Consider the following 26,267-nt stretch of genomic DNA (forward strand, 5'->3'; position numbering starts at 1 on the left):
CTTTTCACCGTTAGGTTATTTCACGTTTGGCGTTGGTTTGTTATTGATTTTATTGTATTTAGTCCGACTGCTTCTGGGGGCTTTTGTCTATTATCTAAGGCATGTTACGAAGAAGGAGAGGTTGAGAGAATATAAAAAAGGCCCGCCTGCGAGGCGAGCCTAATATTTAATCAGCGATTCTTACATGATTGCAGTAAGAAAGCTTATCTACCAGAGATTAAACAGAGTAGTACAGTTCGAACTCAAGTGGGTGAGTTGTCATGTTTACTTTCTCTACATCTTGAGACTTAAGGTCGATGTAAGAGTCGATGAAGTCGTCAGAGAATACACCGCCAGCTGTTAGGAACTCACGGTCAGCGTCCAGACACTCTAGAGCTTCTTTTAGTGAGTAAGCCACTGTTGGGATTTCTGCCGCTTCTTCAGCTGGTAGGTCGTATAGATCTTTATCCATAGCTTCGCCTGGGTGGATCTTGTTCTTAATACCGTCAAGACCAGCCATTAGCATTGCTGAGTAGCATAGGTATGGGTTCGCTGCTGGGTCACCAAAACGTAGCTCGATACGACGTGCTTTAGGGCTTGGTACCACAGGGATACGGATAGAAGCAGAACGGTTACGTGCAGAGTAAGCAAGCATAACTGGAGCTTCGAAGCCTGGTACAAGACGCTTGTACGAGTTAGTTGATGGGTTAGCAAATGCGTTGATAGCGCGAGCGTGCTTGATAACACCACCGATGTAGTAAAGTGCCATTTCAGATAGGCCGCCGTACTTATCACCAGCAAACAGGTTAACGCCGTCTTTTGCTAGAGATTGGTGAACGTGCATACCAGAACCGTTATCACCAACTAGTGGCTTAGGCATGAATGTCGCTGTTTTACCAAATGCGTGAGCAACGTTGTGTACAACGTACTTGTAGATTTGAGTTTCGTCAGCTTTCGTTGTTAGCGTGTTGAAGCGAGTTGCGATTTCGTTTTGACCCGCAGTTGCTACTTCGTGGTGGTGCGCTTCTACAACTAGGCCCATCTCTTCCATTACTAGACACATTGCTGAACGGATGTCTTGAGATGAATCAACTGGAGCTACTGGGAAGTAACCGCCTTTAACGCCTGGACGGTGACCTTTGTTACCGCCTTCTACGTCAGAACCTGTGTTCCATGCTGCTTCGATGTCGTCGATCTTGAAGAAAGAACCTGACATGTCAGTTGCAAATTTAACGTCGTCAAATAGGAAGAACTCTGGCTCAGGACCGATTAGAACTGTGTCTGCGATACCTGTAGAGCGCATGTACTCTTCAGAGCGTTTTGCGATTGAGCGTGGGTCGCGGTCGTAGCCTTGCATAGTTGCAGGCTCTAGAATGTCACAACGGATGTTTAGCGTTGCGTCTTCTGTGAATGGGTCTAGAACAGCAGATGATGCGTCTGGCATCATTACCATGTCAGATTCGTTGATGCCTTTCCAACCGGCTACTGAAGAGCCGTCGAACATTTTACCTTCTTCGAAGAAGTCTGCGTCAACTTGGTGAGAAGGAATAGAGATATGCTGCTCTTTACCTTTAGTATCTGTAAAGCGTAGGTCTACAAATTTAACTTCGTTCTCTTGGATCAGCGATAGTACGTTTTCTACTGACATCTTGGATAACCTCCAGTGTTATTAATTTGGTATTAGCTCGATTCGGTTGAAACTAGCATTGATTAATGTCTAACAAGTGCATTAATCGATGCTGATTTACCTATTGCCAAAAGCGTGCCAAAAAAATTATTCCATTAATTTCAATGTTTTACTTGTTTTGCTGTTTCGCCTACCTCTAGTTTTGCACCAAAATGATCCTTGGTTGCACTGAATTGGTGCGTTTATTTGTCGATGCACCAATATGAGACAAAAGCGAATACCATTCAGCATTGAATTGCAGACATTGTCAATCCACTTTTGTCATTTAGCCGGAGTTTTGGCGAGTTACTCGCGTACGAGACTTTTTAGAATCCTACAGATTTTGCTAGTCAACACTGTACTGAATCAAAGTTAAGCCAATGTGAATCGCTAACTGATAAAAAGGCTTTGGTTCAGATCACATATTTCTGGGGTTTTTGCTAGAATCTGGTATATTATTGACCGTTTTTTTAATCAAGCTAGTGGCACTTACCCTGATTGTAGAGGTGATGTGCGGCTACTTTTATGAGTGAATCGAGAATCCATGTCTACTCCACAGATTGATAAGTTAAGAAATATCGCGATTATCGCGCACGTTGACCACGGTAAAACAACGCTGGTTGATAAACTGCTACAACAATCAGGCACACTAGAATCTCGTGGTGAGACTGAAGAGCGCGTAATGGACTCGAATGACATCGAGAAAGAGCGTGGCATTACTATCCTTGCTAAGAACACAGCAATCGATTGGAACGATCACCGCATCAACATCGTAGATACTCCGGGGCACGCAGACTTCGGTGGTGAAGTAGAGCGTATCATGTCTATGGTTGACTCTGTGCTACTGATCGTTGACGCAGTAGATGGCCCAATGCCTCAAACTCGTTTCGTAACGCAAAAAGCATTCGCACACGGCCTTAAGCCAATCGTTGTAATCAACAAGATTGACCGCCCAGGCGCACGTCCTGATTGGGTTATGGACCAAGTATTTGACCTATTCGACAACCTAGGTGCTTCTGATGAACAGCTAGACTTCAAAGTCGTGTATGCTTCAGCACTGAACGGTTGGGCTTGCCTAGAAGAAGGCGAAACTGGCGAAGACATGGAACCACTATTCCAAACTATCGTTGAACAAGTAGCAGCACCACAAGTTGACCTAGACGGTCCACTACAGATGCAAGTTTCTCAGCTAGATTACAGCTCTTACGTTGGTGTTATCGGTGTTGCTCGTGTAACTCGTGGTTCTGTTAAACCAAACCAGCAAGTAACTATCGTAAGCGCAGACGGCAAAACTCGTAACGGCAAAGTTGGCACAGTAATGGGCTACCTAGGTCTTGAGCGTCACGAAGTTGACCAAGCGAACGCCGGTGACATCATCGCGATCACTGGTCTTGGTGAGCTAAAAATCTCTGACACTATCTGTGCGCAAAACGCAGTAGAAGCGCTTCCAGCACTGTCTGTAGATGAGCCAACAGTAACAATGACGTTCCAAGTAAACACGTCTCCATTCGCGGGTAAAGAAGGTAAGTTCGTAACTTCACGTAACATCCTAGAGCGTCTAGAGAAAGAACTGGTACACAACGTTGCACTACGTGTTGAGCAAACAGACGATCCAGACAAATTCCGCGTATCAGGCCGTGGTGAACTTCACCTATCTATCTTGATCGAAAACATGCGTCGTGAAGGCTTCGAGCTAGCAGTATCTCGTCCAGAAGTAATCATCAAAGAAGAAGATGGTCAGCTAATGGAACCGTTCGAGACTGTAACTATCGACGTTATGGAAGAGCACCAAGGCGGCATCATGGAGAACATCGGCCTACGTAAAGGTGAGCTGACTGACATGTCTCCAGACGGTAAAGGTCGTGTACGTATGGACTTCGTTATGCCATCTCGTGGCCTAATCGGTTTCCAAACTGAGTTCATGACACTAACTTCAGGTTCTGGTCTTCTTTACCATACATTCGATCACTACGGTCCACACAAAGGCGGTGAAATCGGCCAGCGTGTTAACGGTGTACTAATCTCTAACGGTATGGGTAAAGCGCTAACTAACGCACTATTCAACCTACAAGAGCGTGGTCGCATGTTCATCGGTCACGGTGTTGAAGTGTACGAAGGCATGGTTGTTGGTATCCACAGCCGTGACAATGACCTAACAGTTAACGTACTGAAAGGTAAGCAGCTAACGAACGTTCGTGCATCTGGTACTGATGACGCACAGGTTCTTACTCCGCCAATCATCATGACTCTTGAGCAAGCTCTAGAATTCATCGATGACGACGAGCTAGTAGAAGTAACACCTGAAAGCATCCGTATCCGTAAGAAGTTCCTAACGGAATCGGATCGTAAGCGTGCTTCACGTGCAGCGAAATAATCAGATTTAACTGATTGAGTTAAAAAAGCCCCGAGTAGCGACGCTGCTCGGGGCTTTTGTTTTTTGGTTGGTTTAGATCCGAGTAAACGAGATGCGGGATACGAAGAGCGTGTTTAGACTAGAGATAGCTAGATACTAAGAGAGAGAGTGTCTTTGGTAACCGTTCTCTTTTATCCATTTCCTGTCATCGAGTCGTCATTCCAGAGTCGAGGAACGAGATATCAGGAATCTTTTTATGGCATGGAAGAGATTCCCTATCACGCTCGTGCCTCGCTGTAGGGAATGACGGGAGTCTGTTGGGTAGGTTGAGAATAAGCGAGATACGAAAAGCTTGTTTAGACTGGGGATAGCCAGATACTAAGAGGGTGAGTGTCTTCGTCGCCTGTTCTTTTTTATCCATTTCCTATCATCGAGTCGTCATTCCAGAATTGAGAGACGAGATGTCTGGAATCTAGCTTTTGATTCCCAGGTGACTTTTAACGAACTGAGCTCGCTCATCTACCGACGTAAACGGCACTTCAACTACTTCATAACCAAGCTCTTGATAGACTTTGAATAGCGCGTGGTGAATCTCTAACGCTTCTTCGAATGGGTAAGGGCGTACTTCATCTTGAACATAGATCGAAGCCTCAGGGCGGCAGAACAACACTTGAGAGTGATAGCCTTGGCTTGCCTCTCGGTAGGTCGCATCTATCTCTAGATTTGTCTGAGCCAAATAGCCACAAATGTCCGGAATAGCGCGATCGAGAAAGGCAATCGGATGTTGATTTGCTTGGTCTTTTTGCTTGCTCATCACACCTAGACAAAGCTCAGCAAAGCCGGGAAGGTCAACCCAAGGTAATATACCGTCTTCAAGCTGACTTTGCTGTTCTATTAACTGACGAGAGGACTCTGCGAAGGTGGGGTAACCCGCATCAGCCAATGCATTAATCAGAGTGGTTTTTCCGGCGCCAGGGCCGCCAGTTATAATGATTGGATTCATACGGGCTTATCTTGTTTTGTCTTTTTAGGCGTTACTTCTGATTGAGTTGATCAAGGAACTTATCCGACTCAGCAATCGCTGCATTCATCTGTTTGATCGCGTACGCGATGTCTTTTTCTAGACTCATAAACTCACCTTGCAGTGAACCAACCGCACTCGCATTGAGGTTGTGTTTTAGATAAAGGGTGTTGTCGCGCAGAGTATTGAGCACAGGATCCATCTTCTTCTCTGCACGCTTCATAGCTGACAGCATGGTTTGGTAAGACGATTTAGTTTCACGTAGTTTCTGCTCACTCGAACGACGTAGGGAATTACTGGTGTAGAGATCGAGCTCGGTTTGCCACTCTTCAAACAGTGCATCAGATACATCTTCAATCGCAGCGATTCGGTCAGTCACATTTTGCGCCGCTTTTTCGCTGTCTTGGTATTTATCGTTTATCTTGTTGTACATGTCTTCTAGGTCGCCGCCACTGAAATTAGTCAGGCTGCTGAGTGCTTCAAGCGCGCTGGTAAACTCTTCCTGAGCATCCTGCTGCGACTCTTTTGCATCTTCTACTCTGTCGACCATGATGTCACGTTTGTGATAACCCACTTGTTCCATTGCAGAGTAATAAGCGGATTGGCATCCAGTAAGAGTAAAAATAGAGAGGACTATAACTATTAAATAAGGCATCCTTGTTTCCTATAGTTAAATAATATCAACCGTAGTAAATCACTTACTCACTTTGGTTGGTATAACGGATTATTAATTAAAACTATGAACGAGTTACCAGGGAGATACAAGTTGAAGATAACAAAGGTCGGCATACTTAGTATCCAGTATTTTCGCTACCTTTTAGCGCGTATGACGCATGATCGAGTCAATGTGAATGCGGGCTATTTGGCGTACATTACCTTACTTTCAATCGTACCCATGTTGACGGTTTTGCTCTCTATCTTGTCATCATTTTCCGTGTTCGCGGATGTGGGTATCGTGATTCAAAACTTCATCATTACTAACTTTGTTCCAGCATCAGGGGATGCGGTGCATGGCGCCTTGTTAGAGTTTGTCGCTAACACGGGAAAAATGACGGCGGTTGGTGGTGCGTTCTTATTTATCGCTGCGCTAATGCTTATCTCTAACATCGATAAGAACCTAAATTACATCTGGCGTGTCACTGAGAAGCGACGTGCCGTACTGTCGTTCTCGATGTACTGGATGGTGCTCACTCTCGGGCCAATCTTGGTTGGGGCTAGCATTGCAGCCACCTCATATGTGACATCATTAAGCTTGCTACAAAACGAAGTGGTGTCTGGTGCCTTTAATACTCTGATTCGCAAACTCCCTCTGATTCTCTCTTTTTTTGCGTTTTTTGGTTTATACCTATTGGTACCTAATAAGAAAATCCACTTTTCTCATGCAGCCGCTGGCTCTTTGGTGGCTGCATTACTGTTCGAACTTAGTAAGAAAGGCTTCGCTGCTTACATCACTCAGTTCCCTTCATATCAGGTGATCTATGGTGCATTGGCGGCGATTCCGATTCTGTTTGTTTGGGTTTATTTATGTTGGTTGATCGTGCTAGTGGGTGCTGAGGTGACGGCTGCGCTTGGTGAGAAGGAAGAGTGGAGTGGGACGCAAAAAATAATGGTACACTCCACGGATAACGACAAAATCACAGAGCAAGGAAACAACAGTGATAGCACTGATTCAGAGAGTAAGTGAAGCTGCCGTCCGTGTTGATGGCGAAGTAGTTGGTGAGATTGAACAAGGCTTATTAGTATTATTAGGCGTAGAAAAAGGTGACGACGAAGCCAAAGCGAAACGTTTGATGGAACGAGTGACGACTTATCGTGTCTTTGGAGATGAAGACGATAAAATGAACCTCAACGTGAAGCAGGTGAATGGCAAGGTGCTAGTAGTTTCTCAATTCACACTGCCAGCCGATACCAAAAAAGGTACACGAGCAGGTTTTTCTCGTGGTGCTCATCCAGAAGATGCCGAGCGTCTTTACAATTATTTCTCTGACCAATGTGAATCAGTATTGCCAACGGAACGTGGCCGATTTGCAGCCGACATGAAAGTGTCTCTGGTTAATGATGGCCCAGTAACATTCTGGCTGCAGGTTTAAGCTTAAAGGAATAAGCATGTTTAAACTCATAACCCCAACCACCGAAAATCAACTGAACAAGTATTACCATTTTCGTTGGCAGATGTTGCGTGAACCTTGGCGAATGCCTGTAGGTTCTGAGCGTGACGAATACGATGGCATGAGTCACCATCGTATGATTGTAGATGGTCGAGGTCGTCCGATGGCGATTGGTCGTCTGTATATCACCCCAGATCTCGAAGGTCAGATCCGCTACATGGCGGTAAAAAACTCTCGCCGTAGCAAAGGCATGGGCTCGCTGATTTTAGTCGCACTAGAGTCGCTGGCTCGCCAAGAGGGTGCTAAGCGCTTGGTATGTAACGCGCGAGAAGATGCGATCTCATTCTATGAGAAGAATAGCTTCGAGCGTCGTGGTGAGATTAACGACCAACGTGGTCCTGTTCGTCACCAACAGATGGTGAAGCCGCTTGATCCAATGGCTGATGTTCTGCGTAAGCCTGAGTGGTGTAATGAGCTTCAGCAGCGTTGGGAGCACCAGATCCCTATCAGCGATAAGATGGGTATCAAGATAAACCAGTACACAGGTTATCAGTTCGAGTGTAGTGCTCAGCTAAACCCGAATCTGAACCCACACAACACCATGTTTGCAGGCTCTGCTTTTACGCTAGCAACACTGACTGGTTGGGGAATGACATGGCTATTGATGAAAGAGCGCGGTCTGACGGGCGACATCGTTCTAGCAGACAGTAATATTCGTTACCGCCATCCCGTGGAGCAAAACCCTGTCGCCTCTACTTCTTTAGATGGTATCAGTGGTGACTTGGATCGCCTCGCATCAGGAAGAAAGGCTCGTATCATTATTCACGTGACCATCCACAGCGGTGACGTGGAAGCGGTGGAGTTTACTGGCACCTACATGCTGATCCCTGACTATAAGAAGATCCTGTCGAGTGATAGCAAGGTGAGCGAATAATTTCACGCTTGCTCGGATAGGTTGAGTTGTGGATTGAAAGCGCTACTCCTGTGGAGTGGCGCTTTTTTGTTGGCAGTCATTAATCGCTGTGTACTCTGGTTGATCAAGCTTGCCAGAGATTTGGTTACATGGGTCGGACAGCATAATTGAGAGAGTGTGTTGTTCAGTTTTAAGTAAGTCTAGCTCTCCAGAAACTTCGCCATTGAGCGTTTGAACGCTCTGTGAACCTTCCTCTGCAGCGGATGCACCAATAATGTGCATCGGTTGAAGTGTGAAGCGACCACGGTCAAAACTCGCGTTGAACTCAGGGATTTCAAACACGTTATCGGTCGAGGTTTCAGAAAGCGTATCGTTAAAGGTCATCACACCTTGACGAACGCTGCCTTTCAGTTGGCCAGTGGTTGAATACCCCAGCATAAGTGAATCGCCATATAGACCAGAAGCTTGCAGCTCAAATTCACCATAGCCTGTGGCATCGAGTGGTAAGTCGAATTGCTGCAGCATTGGCGAGATAGGTAAGCCATCTGCTGAGATGTCGATACTCCACGGTTTGCTGATTTGATTAAAATCGAGTGTCGCATTAGCTTCGATATAACCCTGCTTAAGTGGAGCAAACAGGCGTGTTAGTGTCCATTTTCCTTGGTCACTGTTCATTTCAATCACAGGTTGAGCGCTGAGAATACTTTGATAGCTAGCGTCGTTCGCACTGGCCATCAGTTTTCCTTGCCACAACCCTAGCTTCCTATCTTGCAGCAGTTTAACTTGATGTCCTTCAATGTGCAGCCCAGAGACTTGCCAGTAAGGTTTTTGTGCAAGTTGGATGAGCTGGGTGCGTTCTACATTCAACCGCTCTATAGAGGCTTGTTGAAGCTCTTTAAGCCAGGGTGAGAGGCGCGCTACTGGCTGGGTTTTATTTTGGTTTTCCGTGACCCATTTAATGCCCTGTAGGTCGAGCTGCGCCAATCTAATGCTGCTAGGGGTGACCTCACCATTGAGCTGAACGGTGCCTTGCAAAAATTGAGTATAGAAATCTTCAATAATTATTTGGTTTGGCTCTAGGCGTAGCTTGATATTTGGCTCGATGAATATGTCATCATCAACAGTGACCCCTTCGGCTTGCAGCGAGAAAAGCGCTTTCTGTTGTCGCCAAAGCTCGAAAGGCAATTTGATGTTTTCTAGTGAAGCATCAAAGGCCGCAAGGTGCCCGCTTGGCCATTCGATGTCACTGCGTAAAATGTCTAAGCTGTTGATATGGTTGATACGAGTACCCGCTACGTCCCATTCTTTGCTTAATAGGCTCTGACTTTGCTGCTGGTTGAGGCGTAAGCCATCTACAGTGACATTCACTAGTGACCAATCATGCTTATACTGTTCTGCTTGTCCTGAAATTTTGGCACCGCGCCATTCAAACGAAGCGCCATAAAGGGTGCTGTCGCTCGGTTTAAGGTCAAGGTCGATCAGAAGATTATCGAAGGCTTCACCTTGCCAATAGAGCTGCGAAGCGGAAAGTTGGGTTTTGCCATACGGTAGCAGCGTTTGATTGTTGTTAAAGATTGGCTCGGCGATCTGTAGATCGATGCCTCGAACATTAAAGCTGCTGGTCGAAAAATCCAGACTATTGATCGCCAACTGGCGGAGCTTGAGGTTTTGCTCGGTTAACAGTGGTGAGAGCGTTTCTAGATCGCTCGCTTCCAACTGGATACCACTGATTAATACAGAGTCTAAAACGAGTTTGGCTTCAATGAGAGAGTCAGGGCTGAACCAGAGATCGACCTTATCGATATACAGAGGTGTTTGCTTTTCTGGTTGGGTATAGGTGATTCCCATGAGGGTGATGTGATAAGGCGCTTGATACTCGACATCTTCAATGACCACCGGTTGATCAACCGTGTGCTCGATAAAAAAGTTAGCAACATCCGCACGGTATTGAGTCTTTAGGCTTAATAGCAACGCTGCGATAACCGCAACGGCGATAGCCAACACAATGCCGAACACCATGAATACCTTTTTCATTCCCTGAAAGCCTTACATTTCAATAGTCTTAAAACAGAGTGGAACAAAAAGGGGCAAGCATCAACAAAAAAGCCCCTCAAAAGAGGGGCTTGCTACAAAAATATCGTTTTAAATGGGCGTTCGCTTTTGGCTTAGCCCGAGCAGATGCTTGGATTAGTCTAGTTGTGGACCAGCCGCAACCAGTGACTTACCTTCAGCGTTGTCAGTGTACTTATCAAAGTTGTTGATGAAGCGCTCTGCTAGATCTTTCGCTTTGCTTTCCCATTGTAGTGGGTCTGTGTACGTGTCGCGTGGGTCTAGGATCGCTGGGTCAACATCGTGCAGCGCTAGAGGTACTTCTAGGTTGAACATAGGGATAACCTTAGTTTCAGCCTGGTCGATAGAACCATCTAGGATAGCGTCGATGATGCCACGCGTATCTTGGATAGAGATACGTTTGCCAGTACCGTTCCAACCTGTGTTTACTAGGTAAGCTTCAGCGCCTGCTGCTTCCATGCGTTTCACAAGTACTTCAGCGTACTGAGTTGGGTGAAGCGTTAGGAACGCCGCGCCAAATGCTGCGGAGAAGGTTGGAGTCGGCTCTGTGATACCGCGCTCTGTACCTGCTAGTTTCGCTGTGAAACCAGATAGGAAGTGGTACTTCGTTTGCTCTGGAGTCAGTTTAGAAACTGGTGGTAGTACACCAAATGCATCAGCAGTCAGGAAGATAACTTTTTGAGCGTGACCTGCTTTTGATACTGGCTTAACGATGTTGTCGATGTGGTGAATTGGGTAAGAAACACGAGTGTTTTCTGTTTTAGAACCGTCATCAAAATCGATAGAACCATCGCCACGAACCGTTACGTTTTCTAGCAGTGCATCACGACGGATTGCATTGTAGATTTCTGGTTCTGCTTCTTTAGATAGACGGATCGTCTTCGCGTAACAACCGCCTTCAAAGTTGAAGATACCGTCATCATCCCAGCCGTGCTCATCATCACCGATTAGCTCACGTTTAGGGTCTGTTGATAGCGTTGTTTTACCTGTGCCCGATAGGCCGAAGAATACCGCTACATCGCCTTTCTCGCCGACGTTTGCACTACAGTGCATTGAAGCGATACCTTGCAGAGGAAGTAGGTAGTTCATCATTGCGAACATGCCTTTCTTCATCTCACCGCCGTACCAAGTACCACCGATGATTTGAACACGCTCTGTTAGGTTGAATGCTACGAAGTTCTCAGAGTTTAGGCCCTGTTTTTCCCAGTTAGGGTTGGTTGTTTTAGCACCGTTCATTACCACGAAATCAGGTTCGAACGTTGCTAGCTCTTCGTCAGTTGGACGAATGAACATGTTCTTAACGAAGTGCGCTTGCCACGCTACTTCAGTGATAATTCGTACACTCAAGCGCGTATCTGGGTTAGCACCACAGTAACCGTCAATGACAAACAGGCGCTTGCCAGATAGCTGAGTTGTTACAAGCTCTTTTAGCTCATTCCATACTTCAGTTGTGATCGGTTTGTTATCGTTTTTGCCTTGATCTGACCACCACATGGTATCGCGGGTCGTGTCATCTTTAACAATGTACTTATCTTTCGGTGAGCGGCCAGTAAAGATACCAGTGTCAACAGCAACAGCACCTAGCTCCGTTACTACGCCTTTTTCGTAGCCTTCCAAACCTGGCAGTGTTTCTTCAACGAATAACTGCTCATAGCTAGGATTGCGAAGAACTTCGGTAACGCCAGTAAGTCCGTGCTTAGTTAGATCAATTTGTGCAGCCTTAGTATGTTCCATAACGGTCATAGGTGCTCCTTGTAGGATATTTTGTAGGGATTTTGTATTAATTTTTTATTGTTATCTGCTCACCATGCTAGCAACGAGACTCGGGGGAAACAGGGATACAGCTCAAAAAATATCCATATTAACCATGGGGTTTTAAGTGTCTCGTCACATATTGGCCTAACTAGTCTATCCTGTACGCAAACCTTTGCGCTAGGGGCGGGAACATTATTAATTGATTAAAATTAAGCGGTGATTTTATTACGAGATGTTACGAAGTTTGCGCTATTTTGATCACAAAAAAGGCCAGCTTAGTGCTGACCTTTTTGGGGTAAATTACGTGTTTTTGGCACGACGTAAATTAATGAACCGTATTGCTGCCTTTATCTGCTGCTTCTGCATACAGTGCATCAACGTCGTTCTTGTCGAACGAGTAGTTCGTACCACAGTAATCACAGTGAAGAGCAACGCTACCTTCAGTACTTAGGATGTCGTAAATCTCTTCTTTAGCAACGGTAATGATCGCTGCTGCGCTGCGTTCACGAGAACAACCACAGAAAAATTCAACTGGCTGTGGTGTGAAAAGTTGTACTTTCTCTTGGTTGTACAAACGGTAAAGCAGTTCGTTTGCTTCTAGAGAGAATAGCTCTTCGTTTTTCACTGTGTCTGTTAGCTGCTCTAGGTGCTCGAAGTCATTTGGAGTGCCAGTGCCGTCAGGCATAACTTGTAGCAACATGCCAGCAGCGTGTGCTTTGCCTTCGTGCTCACCAGTACGTAGCCATAGACGAGTCTTAAGCTGCTCAGAGTTCGCGAAGTAACCTTCAAGTACTTGAGCTAGAGTATCGCCTTCAAGACCAACGATACCTTGGTAGCGTTCGCCTTTCTTAGGATCGATAGTGATCACTAGGTGGCCTTTGCCCATTAGGTCGTGTAGGCCAGCGTCGTCGGCAATATCACCTTCAAAACGAGCAACACCACGGATCTTTTGGTTATGGTCGCCATTGATAACTGCTAGAGATACTGGGCCATCACCTTGCAGCTGCATAGTGATAGAGCCTTCAAATTTTAGGGTCGCAGTCAGTAGCGTGGTTGAAACCAATAGCTCACCCAGCAGCTTTTGTACTGGAGCTGGGTATTCCTTGCTAGAAATAATCTGTTGGTACGCTTCATCCATTTGTACCAATTCACCACGTACTGATAGGTCTTCAAATAGGTAGCGATTTAAAACATTGTTTGCCATTTGGCTATTCCTTCTAGCTTATTGATGCTTGAACTTGATGATGTCACGACGTTGCTTTTTATCAGGGCGACGCTCTGGAGCTGGGTTATGTGCGTGTAGCTTGCGTTGTTTCGCAAACTCTTCTCGTTTCGCCAAGCTTTCGGTGGTTTCTTCATAGAGGGTTTGAGCGATCGGCGCTCCGCCACGATGGGCTGAAATTTTCTCGATCGTTACCGTCTTTTCTTCATTACCTTGGCGCAGTGTAATAACTGCACCAAGTTCGACAATCTTACTTGGCTTGCTGCGCTGACCATTATAGTGGACTTTGCCACCATCGACCATATTGCGAGCAATAGAGCGAGTTTTGTAAAAGCGCGCTGCCCACAACCATTTATCGAGTCTGACAGCTTCATTAGAAGTTTTCATATAGGGCTGTGCCTTTTTTTGAGAAGTGAGTAGCGTTGAACAGTATCAACACTATGCGACTTGTTTTATTTGATGATGCTTATCGCATTTGTTAGAAGGTTATGTGGAGGCAACGTGCTTTTTTTTCAAGGAAGATTACAAAATAGCTTAGGTAATGAAGATTTATAGATTCTCTATGATATAGTTTAAGATCTTATGCTTTCAAGAAAGCATGGACAGGATTTAAGCATAAAAAGCTGAAAGTTTAGTAAGTTACAGTTTTCTTAGTTATGGATGGGTCAGTTAAAGTGAACTTTTTAGAGCTCAAAAGTCGTATGGGGAATTCCCCGCTGCTGAGCCGCTTATTAGATAATGGATTTGTGCTTCAGCAGAAACTGAGCCTCGCTATTTGTTGTGTGCTTATTGCAGCCTCTGCATGGATTTTAGGGCAGCTTGTCTGGTTTATTGAACCGGCCGAGCAAACCGTCGTGCCTTGGAAAGCAACAGCCTCATCGTCTACGCCCCCTCAATCAACCTTAGATATCTCTTCTTTGCAAAAGAGCAACATGTTTGGCGCTTACAACCCAAGCAAGCCTGCAGTGGTTGAACAACAGGTGATTCAGGATGCGCCTAAGACTCGTCTTAACTTAGTGTTAGTCGGTGCGGTTGCCAGTTCTAATCCGGAATTGAGCTTAGCCGTGATTGCCAACCGTGGTACGCAAGCGACCTACGGGATTAATGAACAGATAGAAGGCACCAGAGCCAAACTCAAAGCCGTATTAATTGATCGCGTGATCATTGATAACTCAGGTCGTGATGAAACCCTGATGCTAGAAGGTATTGAGTATAAGCGTCTGGCAGTATCTGAACCTGCACCACGCCGCGCTTCTTCTTCAGTGCGTGGTAACAATCCAGCTTCTGCAGAAGAGAAGCTCGATGAAATTAAAGCGAAGATAATGAAAGATCCACAGCAAATCTTCCAATATGTTCGTTTATCTCAGGTGAAGCGCGATGACAGTGTGATTGGTTATCGTGTGAGCCCTGGCAAAGATTCAGAACTTTTTAACTCTGTTGGGCTCCAAAACGGAGATATTGCGACTCAGTTAAATGGTCAAGACCTGACAGACCCAGCCGCTATGGGCAACATATTCCGTTCAATCTCAGAACTGACAGAATTAAATCTGGTCGTCGAGAGAGATGGGCAACAACATGAAGTATTTATTGAATTTTAAAACTTTGCGTCTAATAAAAGACGAAAGTGTAGGAGAAGTACGTGAAGCATTGGTTTAAGAAAAGTGCATGGTTACTGGCAGGAAGCTTAATCTGCACACCCGCAGCCATCGCTAATGATTTTAGTGCCAGCTTTAAAGGCACTGACATTCAAGAGTTTATTAATATTGTTGGCCGTAACCTTGAGAAAACGATCATCGTTGACCCATCGGTACGCGGAAAAATTGATGTGCGCAGCTATGACGTGCTCAATGAAGAACAATATTACAGCTTCTTCCTAAACGTCTTAGAGGTTTACGGCTATGCCGTCGTCGAAATGGACTCGGGTGTTCTGAAGATCATCAAGGCTAAGGATTCTAAGACTTCTGCGATTCCTGTGGTTGGCGATCGTGAAAATATTAAAGGCGACAGTGTGGTCACTCGCGTTGTGACGGTTCGTAATGTTTCGGTTCGTGAGCTTTCGCCATTGCTACGTCAGCTGAATGACAATGCGGGTGCGGGTAACGTTGTTCACTACGACCCAGCGAACATCATCCTAATTACTGGCCGTGCTGCGGTCGTAAATCGCTTAGCTGAAATCATCAAGCGTGTTGACCAAGCCGGTGATAAAGAGATTGAAGTAGTAGAGCTGAAAAACGCTTCAGCCGCGGAAATGGTGCGTATTGTTGATGCGTTGAACAAAACCACCGACGCGAAGAACACACCAGCATTCCTACAACCTAAGCTGGTGGCCGACGAGCGTACCAATGCAATTCTTATCTCTGGTGACCCTAAGGTGCGTAGCCGTTTAAGAAAGCTGATTGAGCAACTTGATGTCGAGATGGCAACTAAGGGTAATAACCAAGTTATCTACCTTAAATATGCAAAAGCAGAAGACTTAGTCGATGTACTGAAAGGCGTGTCGGACAACCTGCAATCAGAGAAGCAAACTTCAACTAAAGGCAGCTCATCTCAACGCGATAAAGTCGTGATTTCAGCGCACAGCGATACGAACTCGTTAGTGATTACCGCACAGCCAGATATCATGAACGCGCTACAAGATGTGATTGCTCAGCTGGATATTCGTCGTGCTCAAGTATTGATTGAAGCCTTGATTGTTGAAATGGCAGAGGGTGACGGCGTTAACCTTGGCGTGCAGTGGGGTAACCTAGAAACGGGTGCCATGATTCAATACAGTAACACTGGCGCATCGATCGGTCAGGTTATGGTTGGTATAGAAGAAGCAAAAGACTCGACAACCACGAAAGCGGTTTACGACTCAGACAATAACTTCTTGCGAAATGAAACCACAACAGAAAAAGGGGATTATTCGACATTAGCCTCTGCATTGTCTAGCGTAAACGGTGCCGCAATGAGTGTGGTGATGGGCGACTGGACAGCCTTGATCAGTGCAGTTGCGACTGATTCAAACTCAAATATCCTATCTTCTCCAAGCATTACCGTGATGGACAACGGTGAAGCGTCGTTTATCGTTGGTGAAGAAGTACCGGTTCTCACTGGCTCTTCAGCTGGTTCAAACAACGATAACCCATTCCAAACGGTTGAACGTAAAGAAGTGGGTATTAAGCTTAAAGTGGTGCCTCAAATCAACGAAGGCGATTCCGTTCAGTTGAATATTGAACAAGAAGTATCGAACGTATTAGGTGCCAACGGTGCGGTTGATGTCCGTTTTGCTAAGCGTCAGCTAAATACTTCAGTGATTGTTCAAGACGGTCAAATGTTGGTACTTGGTGGTCTGATTGACGAGCGTGCATTAGAGAGTGAGTCTAAGGTGCCACTATTGGGCGACATCCCGGTGCTCGGTCATCTATTCAAATCAACCAGTACTCAGGTTGAGAAAAAGAATCTAATGGTATTCATCAAGCCAACCATCATTCGTGATGGTATGACAGCCGATGGTATCACTCAGCGTAAATACAACTTCATCCGTGCTGAACAGCTGTATAAGTCAGAGCAAGGCCTGAAATTGATGGATAACGACAACATCCCAGTGTTGCCTAAATTCGGTTCAGAGAGGAATCATCCGGCTGAGATCCAAGCCTTCATCGATCAAATGGAACAAGAATAATGGCTGAGTTGATAGGGGCGGCACGTACTTATCAGCGCTTGCCGTTTAGCTTTGCGAATCGCTACAAGATGGTGTTGGAGTCTCAGCATCCAGAGCGCGCACCGATACTTTATTATGTTGAGCCACTGAAATCGGCGGCGATCATCGAGGTGAGTCGTGTTGTGAAAAATGGTTTCACGCCACAAGCGATCACTGCAGACGAGTTTGATAAAAAACTGACCGACGCGTACCAGCGCGACTCTTCAGAAGCGCGCCAATTGATGGAAGATATTGGCGCCGACAGTGATGACTTCTTCTCATTGGCAGAAGAGCTGCCACAAGATGAGGACTTACTTGAGTCTGAAGACGATGCGCCAATCATTAAGCTGATTAATGCGATGTTGGGTGAGGCGATCAAAGAAGGTGCTTCGGATATCCATATCGAAACCTTTGAGAAGTCGCTTTCGATTCGTTTCCGTATTGATGGTGTGTTGCGTGATGTTCTCGCGCCAAGCCGTAAACTTGCGCCGCTGCTCGTGTCGCGTGTAAAGGTTATGGCGAAGTTAGACATTGCGGAAAAGCGCGTGCCACAAGATGGTCGTATTTCACTGCGTATTGGTGGTCGAGCCGTCGACGTTCGTGTATCAACCATGCCTTCATCGCATGGTGAGCGTGTGGTAATGCGTCTTTTGGATAAAAACGCGACTCGCCTAGACCTGCACAGTTTAGGTATGACTGAAGAGAACCACGAGAACTTCCGTAAACTGATTCAGCGTCCACACGGCATTATCTTGGTTACGGGTCCTACAGGTTCGGGTAAATCCACAACCTTGTATGCAGGCCTGCAAGAGCTAAACAGCAACGAACGTAACATTCTTACCGTTGAAGACCCAATCGAATTCGATATCGATGGTATCGGCCAAACACAAGTAAACCCTAAGGTGGATATGACCTTTGCTCGCGGTTTACGTGCGATTCTTCGTCAAGACCCGGATGTGGTAATGATTGGTGAGATTCGTGACTTAGAGACTGCTGAGATTGCGGTTCAAGCCTCTTTGACGGGTCACTTAGTGATGTCGACCCTCCATACCAATACAGCAGTAGGTGCCATTACGCGTCTACGTGATATGGGTATCGAACCATTTCTTATTTCCTCTTCACTGCTTGGTGTGTTGGCGCAGCGCTTAGTTCGTACTTTGTGTAACGACTGTAAAGAACCGTACGAAGCGGACAAAGAGACCAAAAAGCTATTTGATTTGAAGAAGAAAGATAGCCTAACGCTGTATCATGCGAAAGGTTGTGAGGCGTGTAATCATAAGGGTTATCGTGGCCGAACTGGTATTCATGAGTTGCTCATGGTTGATGAGTCGGTACAAGAGTTAATTCACAGTGAAGCCGGTGAGCAAGCGATCGAAAAATCGGTTCGTAGCACAACCCCAAGTATTCGCGATGATGGCCTAGCTAAGGTTCGTCAAGGTATCACTTCACTAGAAGAAGTGATGCGTGTGACCAAGGAAGTCTAGTATGGCGGCATTTGAATACAAAGCACTGGATGCCAAAGGCAAAAGCAAAAAGGGCTCGATTGAAGCGGATAACGCTCGTCAGGCTCGCCAGCGCTTAAAAGAGCAAGGCTTAATGCCGGTTGAGATGACCGAAGCTAAAGCGAAAACAGCGAAAGGCTCAGCGCCATCGACCAGCTTTAAGCGTGGCATCAGTACACCAGACCTTGCTTTGATTACTCGCCAAATTTCCACTCTAGTACAATCTGGCATGCCGTTAGAGGAGTGTTTGAAGGCCGTAGCGGAGCAATCGGAAAAGCCTCGTATTCGAACTATGTTACTGGCGGTTCGCTCTAAAGTGACGGAAGGTTACTCGCTGGCTGATAGCTTGGCTGATTACCCACATATCTTTGATGAGCTGTTTAGAGCCATGGTCGCGGCTGGTGAGAAATCTGGGCACTTGGATGCGGTACTAGAACGATTAGCCGATTATGCTGAAAACCGCCAGAAGATGCGCTCTAAGCTGCTGCAAGCGATGATCTACCCTGTTGTGCTGGTGGTGTTTGCGGTGACCATCGTTTCGTTCCTATTAGCAACGGTAGTACCTAAGATTGTTGAACCTATTATTCAGATGGGACAAGAGCTTCCTCAATCAACTCAATTTTTATTGGCATCGAGTGAATTTATCCAGGATTGGGGTATCCAATTACTGTTGCTGATCATTGGTGTGATTGTGTTGATTAAGACTGCGCTCAAAAGACCGAGTGTTCGTCTAAGTTGGGATCGAAAATTGTTGAGTATCCCGCTGATCGGCAAGATAGCGAAAGGCATCAATACTTCTCGTTTTGCCCGTACACTTTCAATCTGTACATCAAGTGCGATTCCAATCCTTGAGGGGATGAAGGTTGCGGTTGACGTGATGTCGAACCACCATGTGAAACAACAAGTGTTACAAGCATCAGATAGCGTGAGAGAGGGGGCAAGCCTGCGTAAAGCGCTTGATCACACTAAGCTCTTCCCGCCGATGATGCTGCATATGATTGCCAGTGGTGAGCAGAGTGGTCAATTAGAGCAAATGCTGACTCGTGCAGCCGATAACCAAGACCAAAGCTTTGAGTCGACGGTAAATATTGCGTTAGGCATTTTTACCCCGGCACTTATCGCTCTGATGGCAGGTTTGGTACTGTTTATTGTGATGGCGACTCTGATGCCAATGCTTGAAATGAACAACTTAATGAGCGGCTAATACTGTTCATAGAACGTTTTTGGATTATCGAGAAGAAGGACAACATTCCCCCTCAACTCGTTGTCTGTAATTTGGAGAAAATAATGAAAAATAAAATGAAGAAACAATCAGGCTTTACCCTACTAGAGGTGATGGTGGTTGTGGTTATCCTTGGTGTGTTGGCGAGCTTTGTTGTACCTAACCTATTGGGTAACAAAGAGAAGGCTGATCAACAGAAAGCCATCACAGATATCGTGGCGCTAGAGAATGCGCTAGATATGTACAAACTGGATAACAGCGTTTACCCAACAACGGATCAAGGTTTGGATGCACTGGTTTCTAAGCCAAGCAGCCCAGAGCCTCGTAACTACCGCGATGGTGGTTACATCAAGCGCCTACCTAACGACCCATGGGGCAACGAGTACCAATACCTAAGCCCTGGTGATAACGGCACTATCGACATCTTTACTCTTGGCGCAGATGGTCAAGAAGGCGGTGAAGGTATTGCTGCGGATATCGGTAACTGGAACATGCAAGATTTTCAGTAAGCCTAGGCTTATTGTCGCTTGATGCCGTTATTTGATGGTCGGACGTAAACATATGGAGTCTGCAAGGTGAAAACTACGCACAAACAGCCAGGTTTCACCTTGATTGAGATTCTTTTGGTGTTGGTATTACTATCAGTTACGGCGGTCGCTGTGATTGCGACCATTCCTACCAATAGTAAAGACGTCGCCAAAAAATACGCTCAAAGTTTCTATCAACGAATTCAACTACTCAGCGAAGAAGCGATTTTGAGTGGTCTGGATTTTGGTATTCGCATCGATGAAAAGAAATCGACCTATGTTCTGATGACGCTTAAGTCTGAAGGCTGGCAGGAAGTCGAATTCGAAAAAATACCCTCTTCAACAGAATTACCAGAAGATCTCGCATTATCACTCAGTTTAGGCGGTGGCGCATGGGCCGACGATGATCGGTTATTCAACCCAGGAAGCTTATTTGATGAAGATATGTTTGCTGATCTTGAAGAAGAAAAGAAGCCTAAGCCACCACAGGTTTTTATCTTGTCGAGTGCTGAAGTGACACCATTTACACTCTCTTTCTATCCCAATACTGGCGATACCATACAAGATGGTTGGCGCATTAAAGTATCAGATAATGGTGTGATTCGATTGTTAGAACCAGGAGAAGAAGATGAAGAGGAATAACCGTTCTCCTTATCGCTCTCGTGGTATGACGCTGCTTGAGGTGTTGGTTGCGCTTGCGATCTTTGCTACTGCTGCGATCAGTGTGATTCGCGCCGTAACTCAGCACATCAATACATTGAGTTATTTAGAAGAAAAAACCTTCGCGGCTATGGTCGTTGATAATCAAATGGCTTTGGTGATGTTACACCCGGAGAAGCTGAAAAAGACACAAGGTACACAAGAGCTAGCAGGCCGAGAGTGGTTTTGGAAAGTTACCCCAATCGATACGGCCGATAATATGCTAAAAGCGTTTGATGTGAGTGTGGCAACCAGCAAACAGGCTTCTCCAGTCGTTACGGTGCGCAGCTATGTGGTCAACTAAAAGCGTGTGGTCAACTAAGAGAATGCGGTTAGTTAAAAGCATGACAGTAAACAACAGCATGCCTCGCAAGCAAGGTCTATCTTCAAAAGGGAGAGGCTTTACTTTAATTGAGGTGCTCGTTTCGATTGCTATTTTTGCCACGCTGAGTATGGCGGCCTATCAAGTAGTGAATCAAGTGCAGCGAAGCAACGAGCTTTCAACAGAGCGCAGTGCTCGTTTGAACCAACTACAGCGCAGTTTAGTTATCTTAGATAATGATTTTCGCCAGATGGCAGTGCGACAATTTCGTACTGATGGTGAAGAAGCATCATCTAAGCTGGTTATAGTGAAAGAGTATTTATTGGACTCCGATAGCATTGGTGTCGTATTTACTCGTCTTGGTTGGCATAACCCACAGCAGCAGTTTCCTCGTGGTGAAGTGACGAAAGTGGGCTACCGTCTTAAAGAAGAGACGCTTGAACGTGTGTGGTGGCGCTACCCTGATACACCAGCTGGGCAGGAAGCGGTCATCACCCCTTTGCTTGATGAGGTTGAGGCCTTGGAGTTTGAGTTCTACGACGGAAAGCGTTGGGGTAAAGAGTGGCAAGGCGATAAGTCGTTACCAAAGGCGGTGAGACTTAAGCTGACGTTAAAAGATTATGGTGAGATAGAGCGAATTTATCTGACACCAAGTGGCACTCTAGATCAGGTTGGTGGTGATTCAAACAGTGACTCTTCAAGCAGTGACTCCTCAGATAGTAGCGAGGGGGACGGTGATGCGTCGAACTAATCAGCTTGTATTAACAAGACGAGCGCCAGGTCGTAAGCAACGTGGTGTCGCACTGATCATTATCCTGATGTTACTGGCGATAATGGCAACCATTGCAGGCAGCATGTCGGAACGCTTGTTTACTCAATTCAAACGGGTTGGTAACCAGCTGAATTACCAGCAAGCTTATTGGTATAGCATTGGCGTTGAAGCGCTCGTACAAGATGGTATTAGGCAAAGCTACAAAGACAGTGATACGGTCAACCTAAGTCAGCCGTGGGCATTGGAAGAGCAGGTATATCCATTAGATTATGGGCAAGTTAAAGGGCGTATTATTGACGCGCAATCTTGTTTTAATCTCAATGCATTAGCGGGAGTGGCAACCACTTCCAGCAACCAGACACCTTATTTAGTGACGGTTTGGCAAACCTTATTGGAAAACCAAGACGTTGAGCCTTATCAGGCTGAGGTTATCGCGCATTCAAGCTGGGAGTTTGTCGATAGCGATACTCGAGCCACTTCTTCAGCAGGCGTCGAGGACAGCACCTATGAGGCGATGAAGCCACCTTATGTTACGCCAAATGGTTTAATGGCGGATGAGTCTGAGCTTAGAGCGGTGTATCAGGTGACTGGTGAGGTCATGAATAAAGTTCGCCCTTTTGTGTGTGCCTTACCGACCGATGATTTTCGACTGAATGTGAATACCTTGACGGAGCAACAAGCGCCATTATTGGAAGCGATGTTTGCACCAGGCTTGAGTGAGTCGGATGCGAAACAACTGATTGATAAGCGCCCGTTTGATGGCTGGGACACTGTGGATGATTTTATGGCCGAGGGCGCCATTACCGCGGTCAGTGCTGACGTCAGCAAAAAAGCAAAAGCATATTTAACTGTAGATAGTGCCTATTTTGAGCTAGATGCAGAGGTTTTAGTTGAGCAATCTCGTGTACGTATACGAACGCTTTTCTATAGTAGTAATCGAGAAACAGTGACGGTGGTACGCCGTCGTTTTGGAGGAATCAGTGAGCGAGTTTCTGACCGTTCGACTGAGTAGCGAACCACAGAGCCCAGTGCAGTGGTTAGTTTGGTCGACAAGCCAACAAGAAGTGATAGCAAGTGGCGAACTGTCTAGCTGGGAGCAGCTGGATGAGTTAACCCCTTACGCTGAAAAACGCAGTTGTATCGCTTTATTGCCGGGAAATGAGTGCTTAATTAAGCGTGTTGAGATCCCGAAGGGTGCTGCTCGCCAGTTCGATTCTATGCTGCCGTTTTTATTAGAAGACGAAGTTGCGCAAGATATCGAAGATTTACATCTGACTATTTTGGATAAAGACGCAACGCATGCCACCGTGTGTGGTGTGGAACGCGAGTGGCTGAAGCAGGCGCTGGATACTTTCCGCGAAGCTAACATTATCTTTCGTAAAGTATTGCCTGATACCTTAGCCTTGCCTTTAGAAGATCAGGGCATCAGTGCGCTGCAGATCGACCAACATTGGTTATTGCGTCAAAGCAACTATCAAGCAGTGTCGATCAATGAGGCGTGGCTAGCGATGTTCTTACAAAGTGATTGGGTTGCCTTGGATGATGAAGAGCAGTCACCAACGATTTTTAGCTACACCGCACTGCCAAGTGATGACATTCAACAGCAAAGTGGCATTGAGTGGCAAGCTAAGCCTGCTGAACTGGTGATGTCTTTACTGAGCCAACAAGCCATCACAAGTGGCGTAAACTTACTGACTGGCACCTTTAAAACCAAATCTTCATTCAGTAAGTACTGGCGTGTATGGCAAAAAGTAGCGATCGCAGCTTGTTTGCTGGTGGCGGTGATCGTCACTCAGCAAGTCTTAAAGGTTCAGCAGTACGAAGCACAAGCCGAAGCGTACCGAACGGAGAGTGAACGTATTTTTAGAAGCGTACTTCCGGGCAAGCAACGTATTCCAACGGTCAGCTACCTTAAGCGCCAGATGAACGACGAAGCTAAGAAGTATGGTGGCTCGGGTGGTGGTGATTCCTTACTTGGATGGCTAGCGTTACTGCCAGAAACTTTAGGACAAGTGAAAGCCATCGAAGTGAATAGTATTCGCTACGACGGCAACCGCTCTGAAGTGAGATTGGAAGCGAAGAGTTCTGACTTCCAACATTTCGAGACTGCGCGAGTGAAACTAGAAGAGAAGTTTACCGTTGAGCAAGGGCCATTGAATCGTAATGGTGATGCCGTATTTGGTAGCTTTACCCTTAAACCCCGTCAATAAACTGCGTAAGGAGATCAGTGATGAGAAGTATGATTGAGCCACTCCAAGCGTGGTGGACTTCAATAAGTCAAAGAGAGCAACGATTAGTGATCGGTTGTTCCATTCTATTGGTGGTAGGTATCGTGTACTGGGGGCTATTGCAGCCGCTTAGTCAGCGAGCTGAGATGGCGCAAAACCGTATTCAAAGCGAGAAGCAACTACTGGCTTGGGTAACCAACAAAGCCAACGAAGTGGTGGAGCTTCGAGGAAGTGGTGGGATTGTTGCTAGCCAGCCTTTAAACCAATCTGTGCCTGCTTCTATGCGTCGTTTTAAGATTGAATTAATTCGAGTTCAGCCGCGTGGCGAGATGCTACAAGTCTGGGTGAAACCTGTGCCTTTTAATCAGTTCGTCGATTGGCTGACATACTTGAAAGAGAAGCAGGGTGTCGAGGTTGAGTTTATGGACATTGATCGCTCCGATAACCCAGGGGTTATTGAGGTCAACCGACTACAGTTTAAACGAGGTTAATGTGAAACGCGGTTTATCTTTGAAGTTAGGTTTACTCTTTGGCGGCATCTTTATTGTCTTTTTCTCGGTTAGTCTGTTGCTGCATCTACCGGCCTCTTTTGTGCTCAAACATGCACCTGTCGTGCGCGGTTTGAATATTGAAGGTGTTGAAGGAACGGTTTGGCAAGGCAGCGCTAACAATATTTCTTGGCAGCGTGTTAATTACGGTTCAGTGCAGTGGGATTTTCAGTTCTCTAAACTCTTCCAAGCCAAAGCTGAATTAGCGGTGCGCTTTGGCCGTAATAGCGACATGAACTTGTCAGGAAAAGGGCGCGTTGGGTACAGCATGAGCGGTGCGTATGCGGAAAACTTAGTCGCATCAATGCCTGCTGCGAATGTGATGAAGTATGCGCCAGCGATTCCTGTCCCGGTTTCAATTGGTGGACAAGTTGAGCTGACGATCAAGCATGCGGTGCATTCTCAACCTTGGTGTCAGTCTGGAGAAGGCACTGTGGCTTGGTCTGGTGCTGCAGTCGACTCGCCGGTGGGTTCGTTGGACCTTGGTCCTGTGATTGCTGACATCACTTGCGAAGATAATACACTGGCAGCCAAGGGCTCCCAGAAGAGTGCTCAAGTGGATAGTGAGTTCTCTGCGAGTGTCACACCAAATCAAAGCTACACCTCGGCAGCATGGTTTAAACCGGGTGCAGAATTCCCGTCAGCTATGCAAAGTCAGCTTAAGTGGCTTGGTAATCCAGATAGCCAAGGTAAGTACCAGTTTAGCTACCAAGGTCGCTTCTAGTTAGATAACTAAGTTCTGCTGGTTATCTGATAACAAGATATAACAAATGGGCACCTCATCGAGGTGCCCATTTTGTTTGAATACTGTATCAGCTCGAAAGGTTAACAGACCCTAATCTTTACTTTGTAAGATCTCGGCCCATGGTAAGTCTGCATCACCCAGCACAATGAAGTTCGGGTTCTCAAGCGTCTCTCTTTCATTGTAAGAGAGTGGCTCTAATTGAGTGCTTAAGATGCGTCCACCCGCCTCTTCAACAATGCACTGTGTCGCAGCGGTATCCCACTCGCCAGTAGGCCCAAGGCGTAAGTAACAATCGACAGCACCCTCAGCGACTAAACAGGCTTTCAAAGCTGCTGAGCCTAATGGTACTAAGTCATAGTTCCAAGCAGGACTCATACGGCTAGTAATACGATTGATGTCTTGGCGACGGCTGATCGCCATTGCAATAGATTGGTTTGGTAGCTCATGACGATGCGTTTTGATTTTGACGCTATCGTTAAGGTCTGGAATCTTCCATGCCCCTTTACCGCTGTAGGCGTAATAGCTCACACCAGAAACTGGAGCATACACCACACCCATTACCGGCTTGTTGTGCTCAATTAGGGCGATAATTGTCGCGAAATCACCGCTTCTTGCGATGAACTCCTGCGTTCCGTCTAGTGGGTCAACCAGCCAGTAGCGGTCCCATTGTGCGCGCTTTTCTAGGCTAATGTCAGCGGCCTCTTCAGATAGTACAGGGATATCTGGCGTGAGCTCACTCAGTTTTTTCGAGATCAGTTTATGCGCAGCTAGATCGGCACTGGTGACAGGCGTGTCGTCACTCTTGGTGAACTCTTCGTAATCTTTCTTTTCGTAGATCTCTAAAATGAGTTGGCCTGCAGAGCGAGCAACCTCAATCACAGAGGGTAGGAGGTGAGACAAATCTTTTGTTGTTGGCATAAATATTCTCTTACT

The 26,267-nt window shown here is 46.2% G+C and carries 24 protein-coding genes; 16 read left to right on the forward strand and 8 right to left on the reverse strand.

The annotated features are described in order from the left end of the window. Positions 1-217: 217 nt before the first annotated feature. Positions 218-1,627, reverse strand: a complete 1,410-nt coding sequence (gene glnA / locus BTO10_RS20570) for a glutamate--ammonia ligase (protein WP_004741473.1) — start codon at positions 1,625-1,627, stop codon at positions 218-220. 562 nt (positions 1,628-2,189) lie between these two features. Between glnA and typA the strand changes: the two genes are divergently transcribed. Continuing rightward, positions 2,190-4,019, forward strand: a complete 1,830-nt coding sequence (typA, locus tag BTO10_RS20580; RefSeq protein ID WP_004741472.1) for a translational GTPase TypA — start codon at positions 2,190-2,192, stop codon at positions 4,017-4,019. A gap of 451 nt (positions 4,020-4,470) precedes the next feature. Here typA and BTO10_RS20585 read toward each other — a convergent pair whose 3' ends face one another. Both BTO10_RS20585 and BTO10_RS20590 read right to left on the reverse strand, forming a co-directional pair. After that, on the reverse strand, positions 4,471-5,001 hold the full coding sequence (locus BTO10_RS20585; RefSeq protein WP_105025679.1) for an AAA family ATPase: 531 nt from the start codon (positions 4,999-5,001) through the stop codon (positions 4,471-4,473). A 31-nt stretch (positions 5,002-5,032) separates the two neighbouring features. Beyond that, a complete protein-coding gene (locus tag BTO10_RS20590) occupies positions 5,033-5,674 on the reverse strand; it encodes a DUF2959 domain-containing protein (RefSeq protein ID WP_105025680.1) in 642 nt (213 codons plus the stop codon). Between the two features lie 84 nt (positions 5,675-5,758). Between BTO10_RS20590 and BTO10_RS20595 the strand changes: the two genes are divergently transcribed. From BTO10_RS20595 to BTO10_RS20605, 3 genes are read left to right on the forward strand one after another with little or no spacing between them, the layout of a single operon-like run. Continuing rightward, positions 5,759-6,703: a virulence factor BrkB family protein gene (locus tag BTO10_RS20595; RefSeq protein ID WP_105025681.1), complete on the forward strand. Its 945-nt coding sequence runs from the start codon at positions 5,759-5,761 to the stop codon at positions 6,701-6,703. Next, positions 6,675-7,109, forward strand: coding sequence for a D-aminoacyl-tRNA deacylase (gene dtd / locus BTO10_RS20600; protein WP_004741469.1), 435 nt, complete (start codon positions 6,675-6,677; stop codon positions 7,107-7,109). Before BTO10_RS20595 ends, dtd begins: the two co-directional genes overlap by 29 nt. A 16-nt stretch (positions 7,110-7,125) precedes the next feature. Continuing rightward, positions 7,126-8,061 (forward strand): bifunctional GNAT family N-acetyltransferase/hotdog fold thioesterase, encoded by a 936-nt coding sequence (locus tag BTO10_RS20605; protein ID WP_004741468.1) that lies wholly within the window; start codon positions 7,126-7,128, stop codon positions 8,059-8,061. A 42-nt stretch (positions 8,062-8,103) separates the two neighbouring features. On the opposite strand, the gene BTO10_RS20610 is transcribed toward BTO10_RS20605, so the two are convergent. The 4 genes from BTO10_RS20610 to hslR all read right to left on the reverse strand — a co-directional run bounded on the left by BTO10_RS20610 (position 8,104) and on the right by hslR (position 13,474). Then, the gene (locus tag BTO10_RS20610) at positions 8,104-10,074 is read right to left on the reverse strand and encodes an AsmA family protein (protein ID WP_105025682.1); all 1,971 of its coding nucleotides are present in this window, start codon (positions 10,072-10,074) and stop codon (positions 8,104-8,106) included. 153 nt (positions 10,075-10,227) lie between these two features. Then, on the reverse strand, positions 10,228-11,853 hold the full coding sequence (gene pckA / locus BTO10_RS20615) for a phosphoenolpyruvate carboxykinase (ATP) (RefSeq protein WP_004741466.1): 1,626 nt from the start codon (positions 11,851-11,853) through the stop codon (positions 10,228-10,230). Between the two features lie 337 nt (positions 11,854-12,190). Continuing rightward, positions 12,191-13,069, reverse strand: coding sequence for an Hsp33 family molecular chaperone HslO (hslO, locus tag BTO10_RS20620; RefSeq protein ID WP_105025683.1), 879 nt, complete (start codon positions 13,067-13,069; stop codon positions 12,191-12,193). 18 nt (positions 13,070-13,087) lie between these two features. Beyond that, complete coding sequence (gene hslR / locus BTO10_RS20625) at positions 13,088-13,474, reverse strand: ribosome-associated heat shock protein Hsp15 (RefSeq protein WP_004741464.1); 387 nt, start codon at positions 13,472-13,474, stop codon at positions 13,088-13,090. A 314-nt stretch (positions 13,475-13,788) separates the two neighbouring features. On the opposite strand from hslR, the gene gspC reads away from it, so the two are divergent. The 12 genes from gspC (at position 13,789) to BTO10_RS20685 (ending at position 25,313) form a co-directional block, all read left to right on the forward strand. Beyond that, positions 13,789-14,685, forward strand: coding sequence for a type II secretion system protein GspC (gene gspC, locus BTO10_RS20630; protein ID WP_032554373.1), 897 nt, complete (start codon positions 13,789-13,791; stop codon positions 14,683-14,685). A 41-nt stretch (positions 14,686-14,726) separates the two neighbouring features. Continuing rightward, entirely contained in the window at positions 14,727-16,751 is a 2,025-nt protein-coding gene (gene gspD, locus BTO10_RS20635) for a type II secretion system secretin GspD (protein ID WP_004741462.1), read from the forward strand. After that, a complete protein-coding gene (gene gspE, locus BTO10_RS20640; RefSeq protein WP_004741461.1) occupies positions 16,751-18,253 on the forward strand; it encodes a type II secretion system ATPase GspE in 1,503 nt (500 codons plus the stop codon). Before gspD ends, gspE begins: the two co-directional genes overlap by 1 nt. Before the next feature lies 1 nt (position 18,254). Continuing rightward, positions 18,255-19,475 (forward strand): type II secretion system inner membrane protein GspF, encoded by a 1,221-nt coding sequence (gene gspF, locus BTO10_RS20645; protein WP_105025684.1) that lies wholly within the window; start codon positions 18,255-18,257, stop codon positions 19,473-19,475. An 83-nt stretch (positions 19,476-19,558) separates the two neighbouring features. Further along, positions 19,559-20,002 (forward strand): type II secretion system major pseudopilin GspG, encoded by a 444-nt coding sequence (gspG, locus tag BTO10_RS20650; RefSeq protein ID WP_004741459.1) that lies wholly within the window; start codon positions 19,559-19,561, stop codon positions 20,000-20,002. Positions 20,003-20,068: 66 nt separating this feature from the next. Beyond that, positions 20,069-20,662: a type II secretion system minor pseudopilin GspH gene (gspH, locus tag BTO10_RS20655; protein ID WP_004741458.1), complete on the forward strand. Its 594-nt coding sequence runs from the start codon at positions 20,069-20,071 to the stop codon at positions 20,660-20,662. Continuing rightward, a complete protein-coding gene (gene gspI / locus BTO10_RS20660) occupies positions 20,649-21,023 on the forward strand; it encodes a type II secretion system minor pseudopilin GspI (protein ID WP_004741457.1) in 375 nt (124 codons plus the stop codon). The genes gspH and gspI overlap by 14 nt, the downstream gene beginning before the upstream one ends. After that, positions 21,010-21,792, forward strand: coding sequence for a type II secretion system minor pseudopilin GspJ (gspJ, locus tag BTO10_RS20665; protein WP_032554364.1), 783 nt, complete (start codon positions 21,010-21,012; stop codon positions 21,790-21,792). Before gspI ends, gspJ begins: the two co-directional genes overlap by 14 nt. Continuing rightward, complete coding sequence (gene gspK / locus BTO10_RS20670; protein WP_181144009.1) at positions 21,779-22,825, forward strand: type II secretion system minor pseudopilin GspK; 1,047 nt, start codon at positions 21,779-21,781, stop codon at positions 22,823-22,825. Before gspJ ends, gspK begins: the two co-directional genes overlap by 14 nt. Continuing rightward, positions 22,794-24,023: a type II secretion system protein GspL gene (gene gspL / locus BTO10_RS20675; RefSeq protein ID WP_105025686.1), complete on the forward strand. Its 1,230-nt coding sequence runs from the start codon at positions 22,794-22,796 to the stop codon at positions 24,021-24,023. The genes gspK and gspL overlap by 32 nt, the downstream gene beginning before the upstream one ends. A gap of 20 nt (positions 24,024-24,043) precedes the next feature. Next, entirely contained in the window at positions 24,044-24,532 is a 489-nt protein-coding gene (locus BTO10_RS20680; protein WP_105025687.1) for a type II secretion system protein M, read from the forward strand. Between the two features lies 1 nt (position 24,533). Further along, positions 24,534-25,313: a type II secretion system protein N gene (locus BTO10_RS20685; protein WP_105025688.1), complete on the forward strand. Its 780-nt coding sequence runs from the start codon at positions 24,534-24,536 to the stop codon at positions 25,311-25,313. A gap of 111 nt (positions 25,314-25,424) precedes the next feature. Here the strand turns inward: BTO10_RS20685 and cysQ are convergent, their stop codons facing one another. Then, entirely contained in the window at positions 25,425-26,252 is an 828-nt protein-coding gene (gene cysQ, locus BTO10_RS20690) for a 3'(2'),5'-bisphosphate nucleotidase CysQ (protein ID WP_004741451.1), read from the reverse strand. Positions 26,253-26,267: the final 15 nt, after the last annotated feature.

Origin of the sequence: Vibrio chagasii, assembly GCF_002954585.1 — a bacterium.
GTDB classification, from domain to species: Bacteria; Pseudomonadota; Gammaproteobacteria; order Enterobacterales; family Vibrionaceae; genus Vibrio; species Vibrio chagasii_A.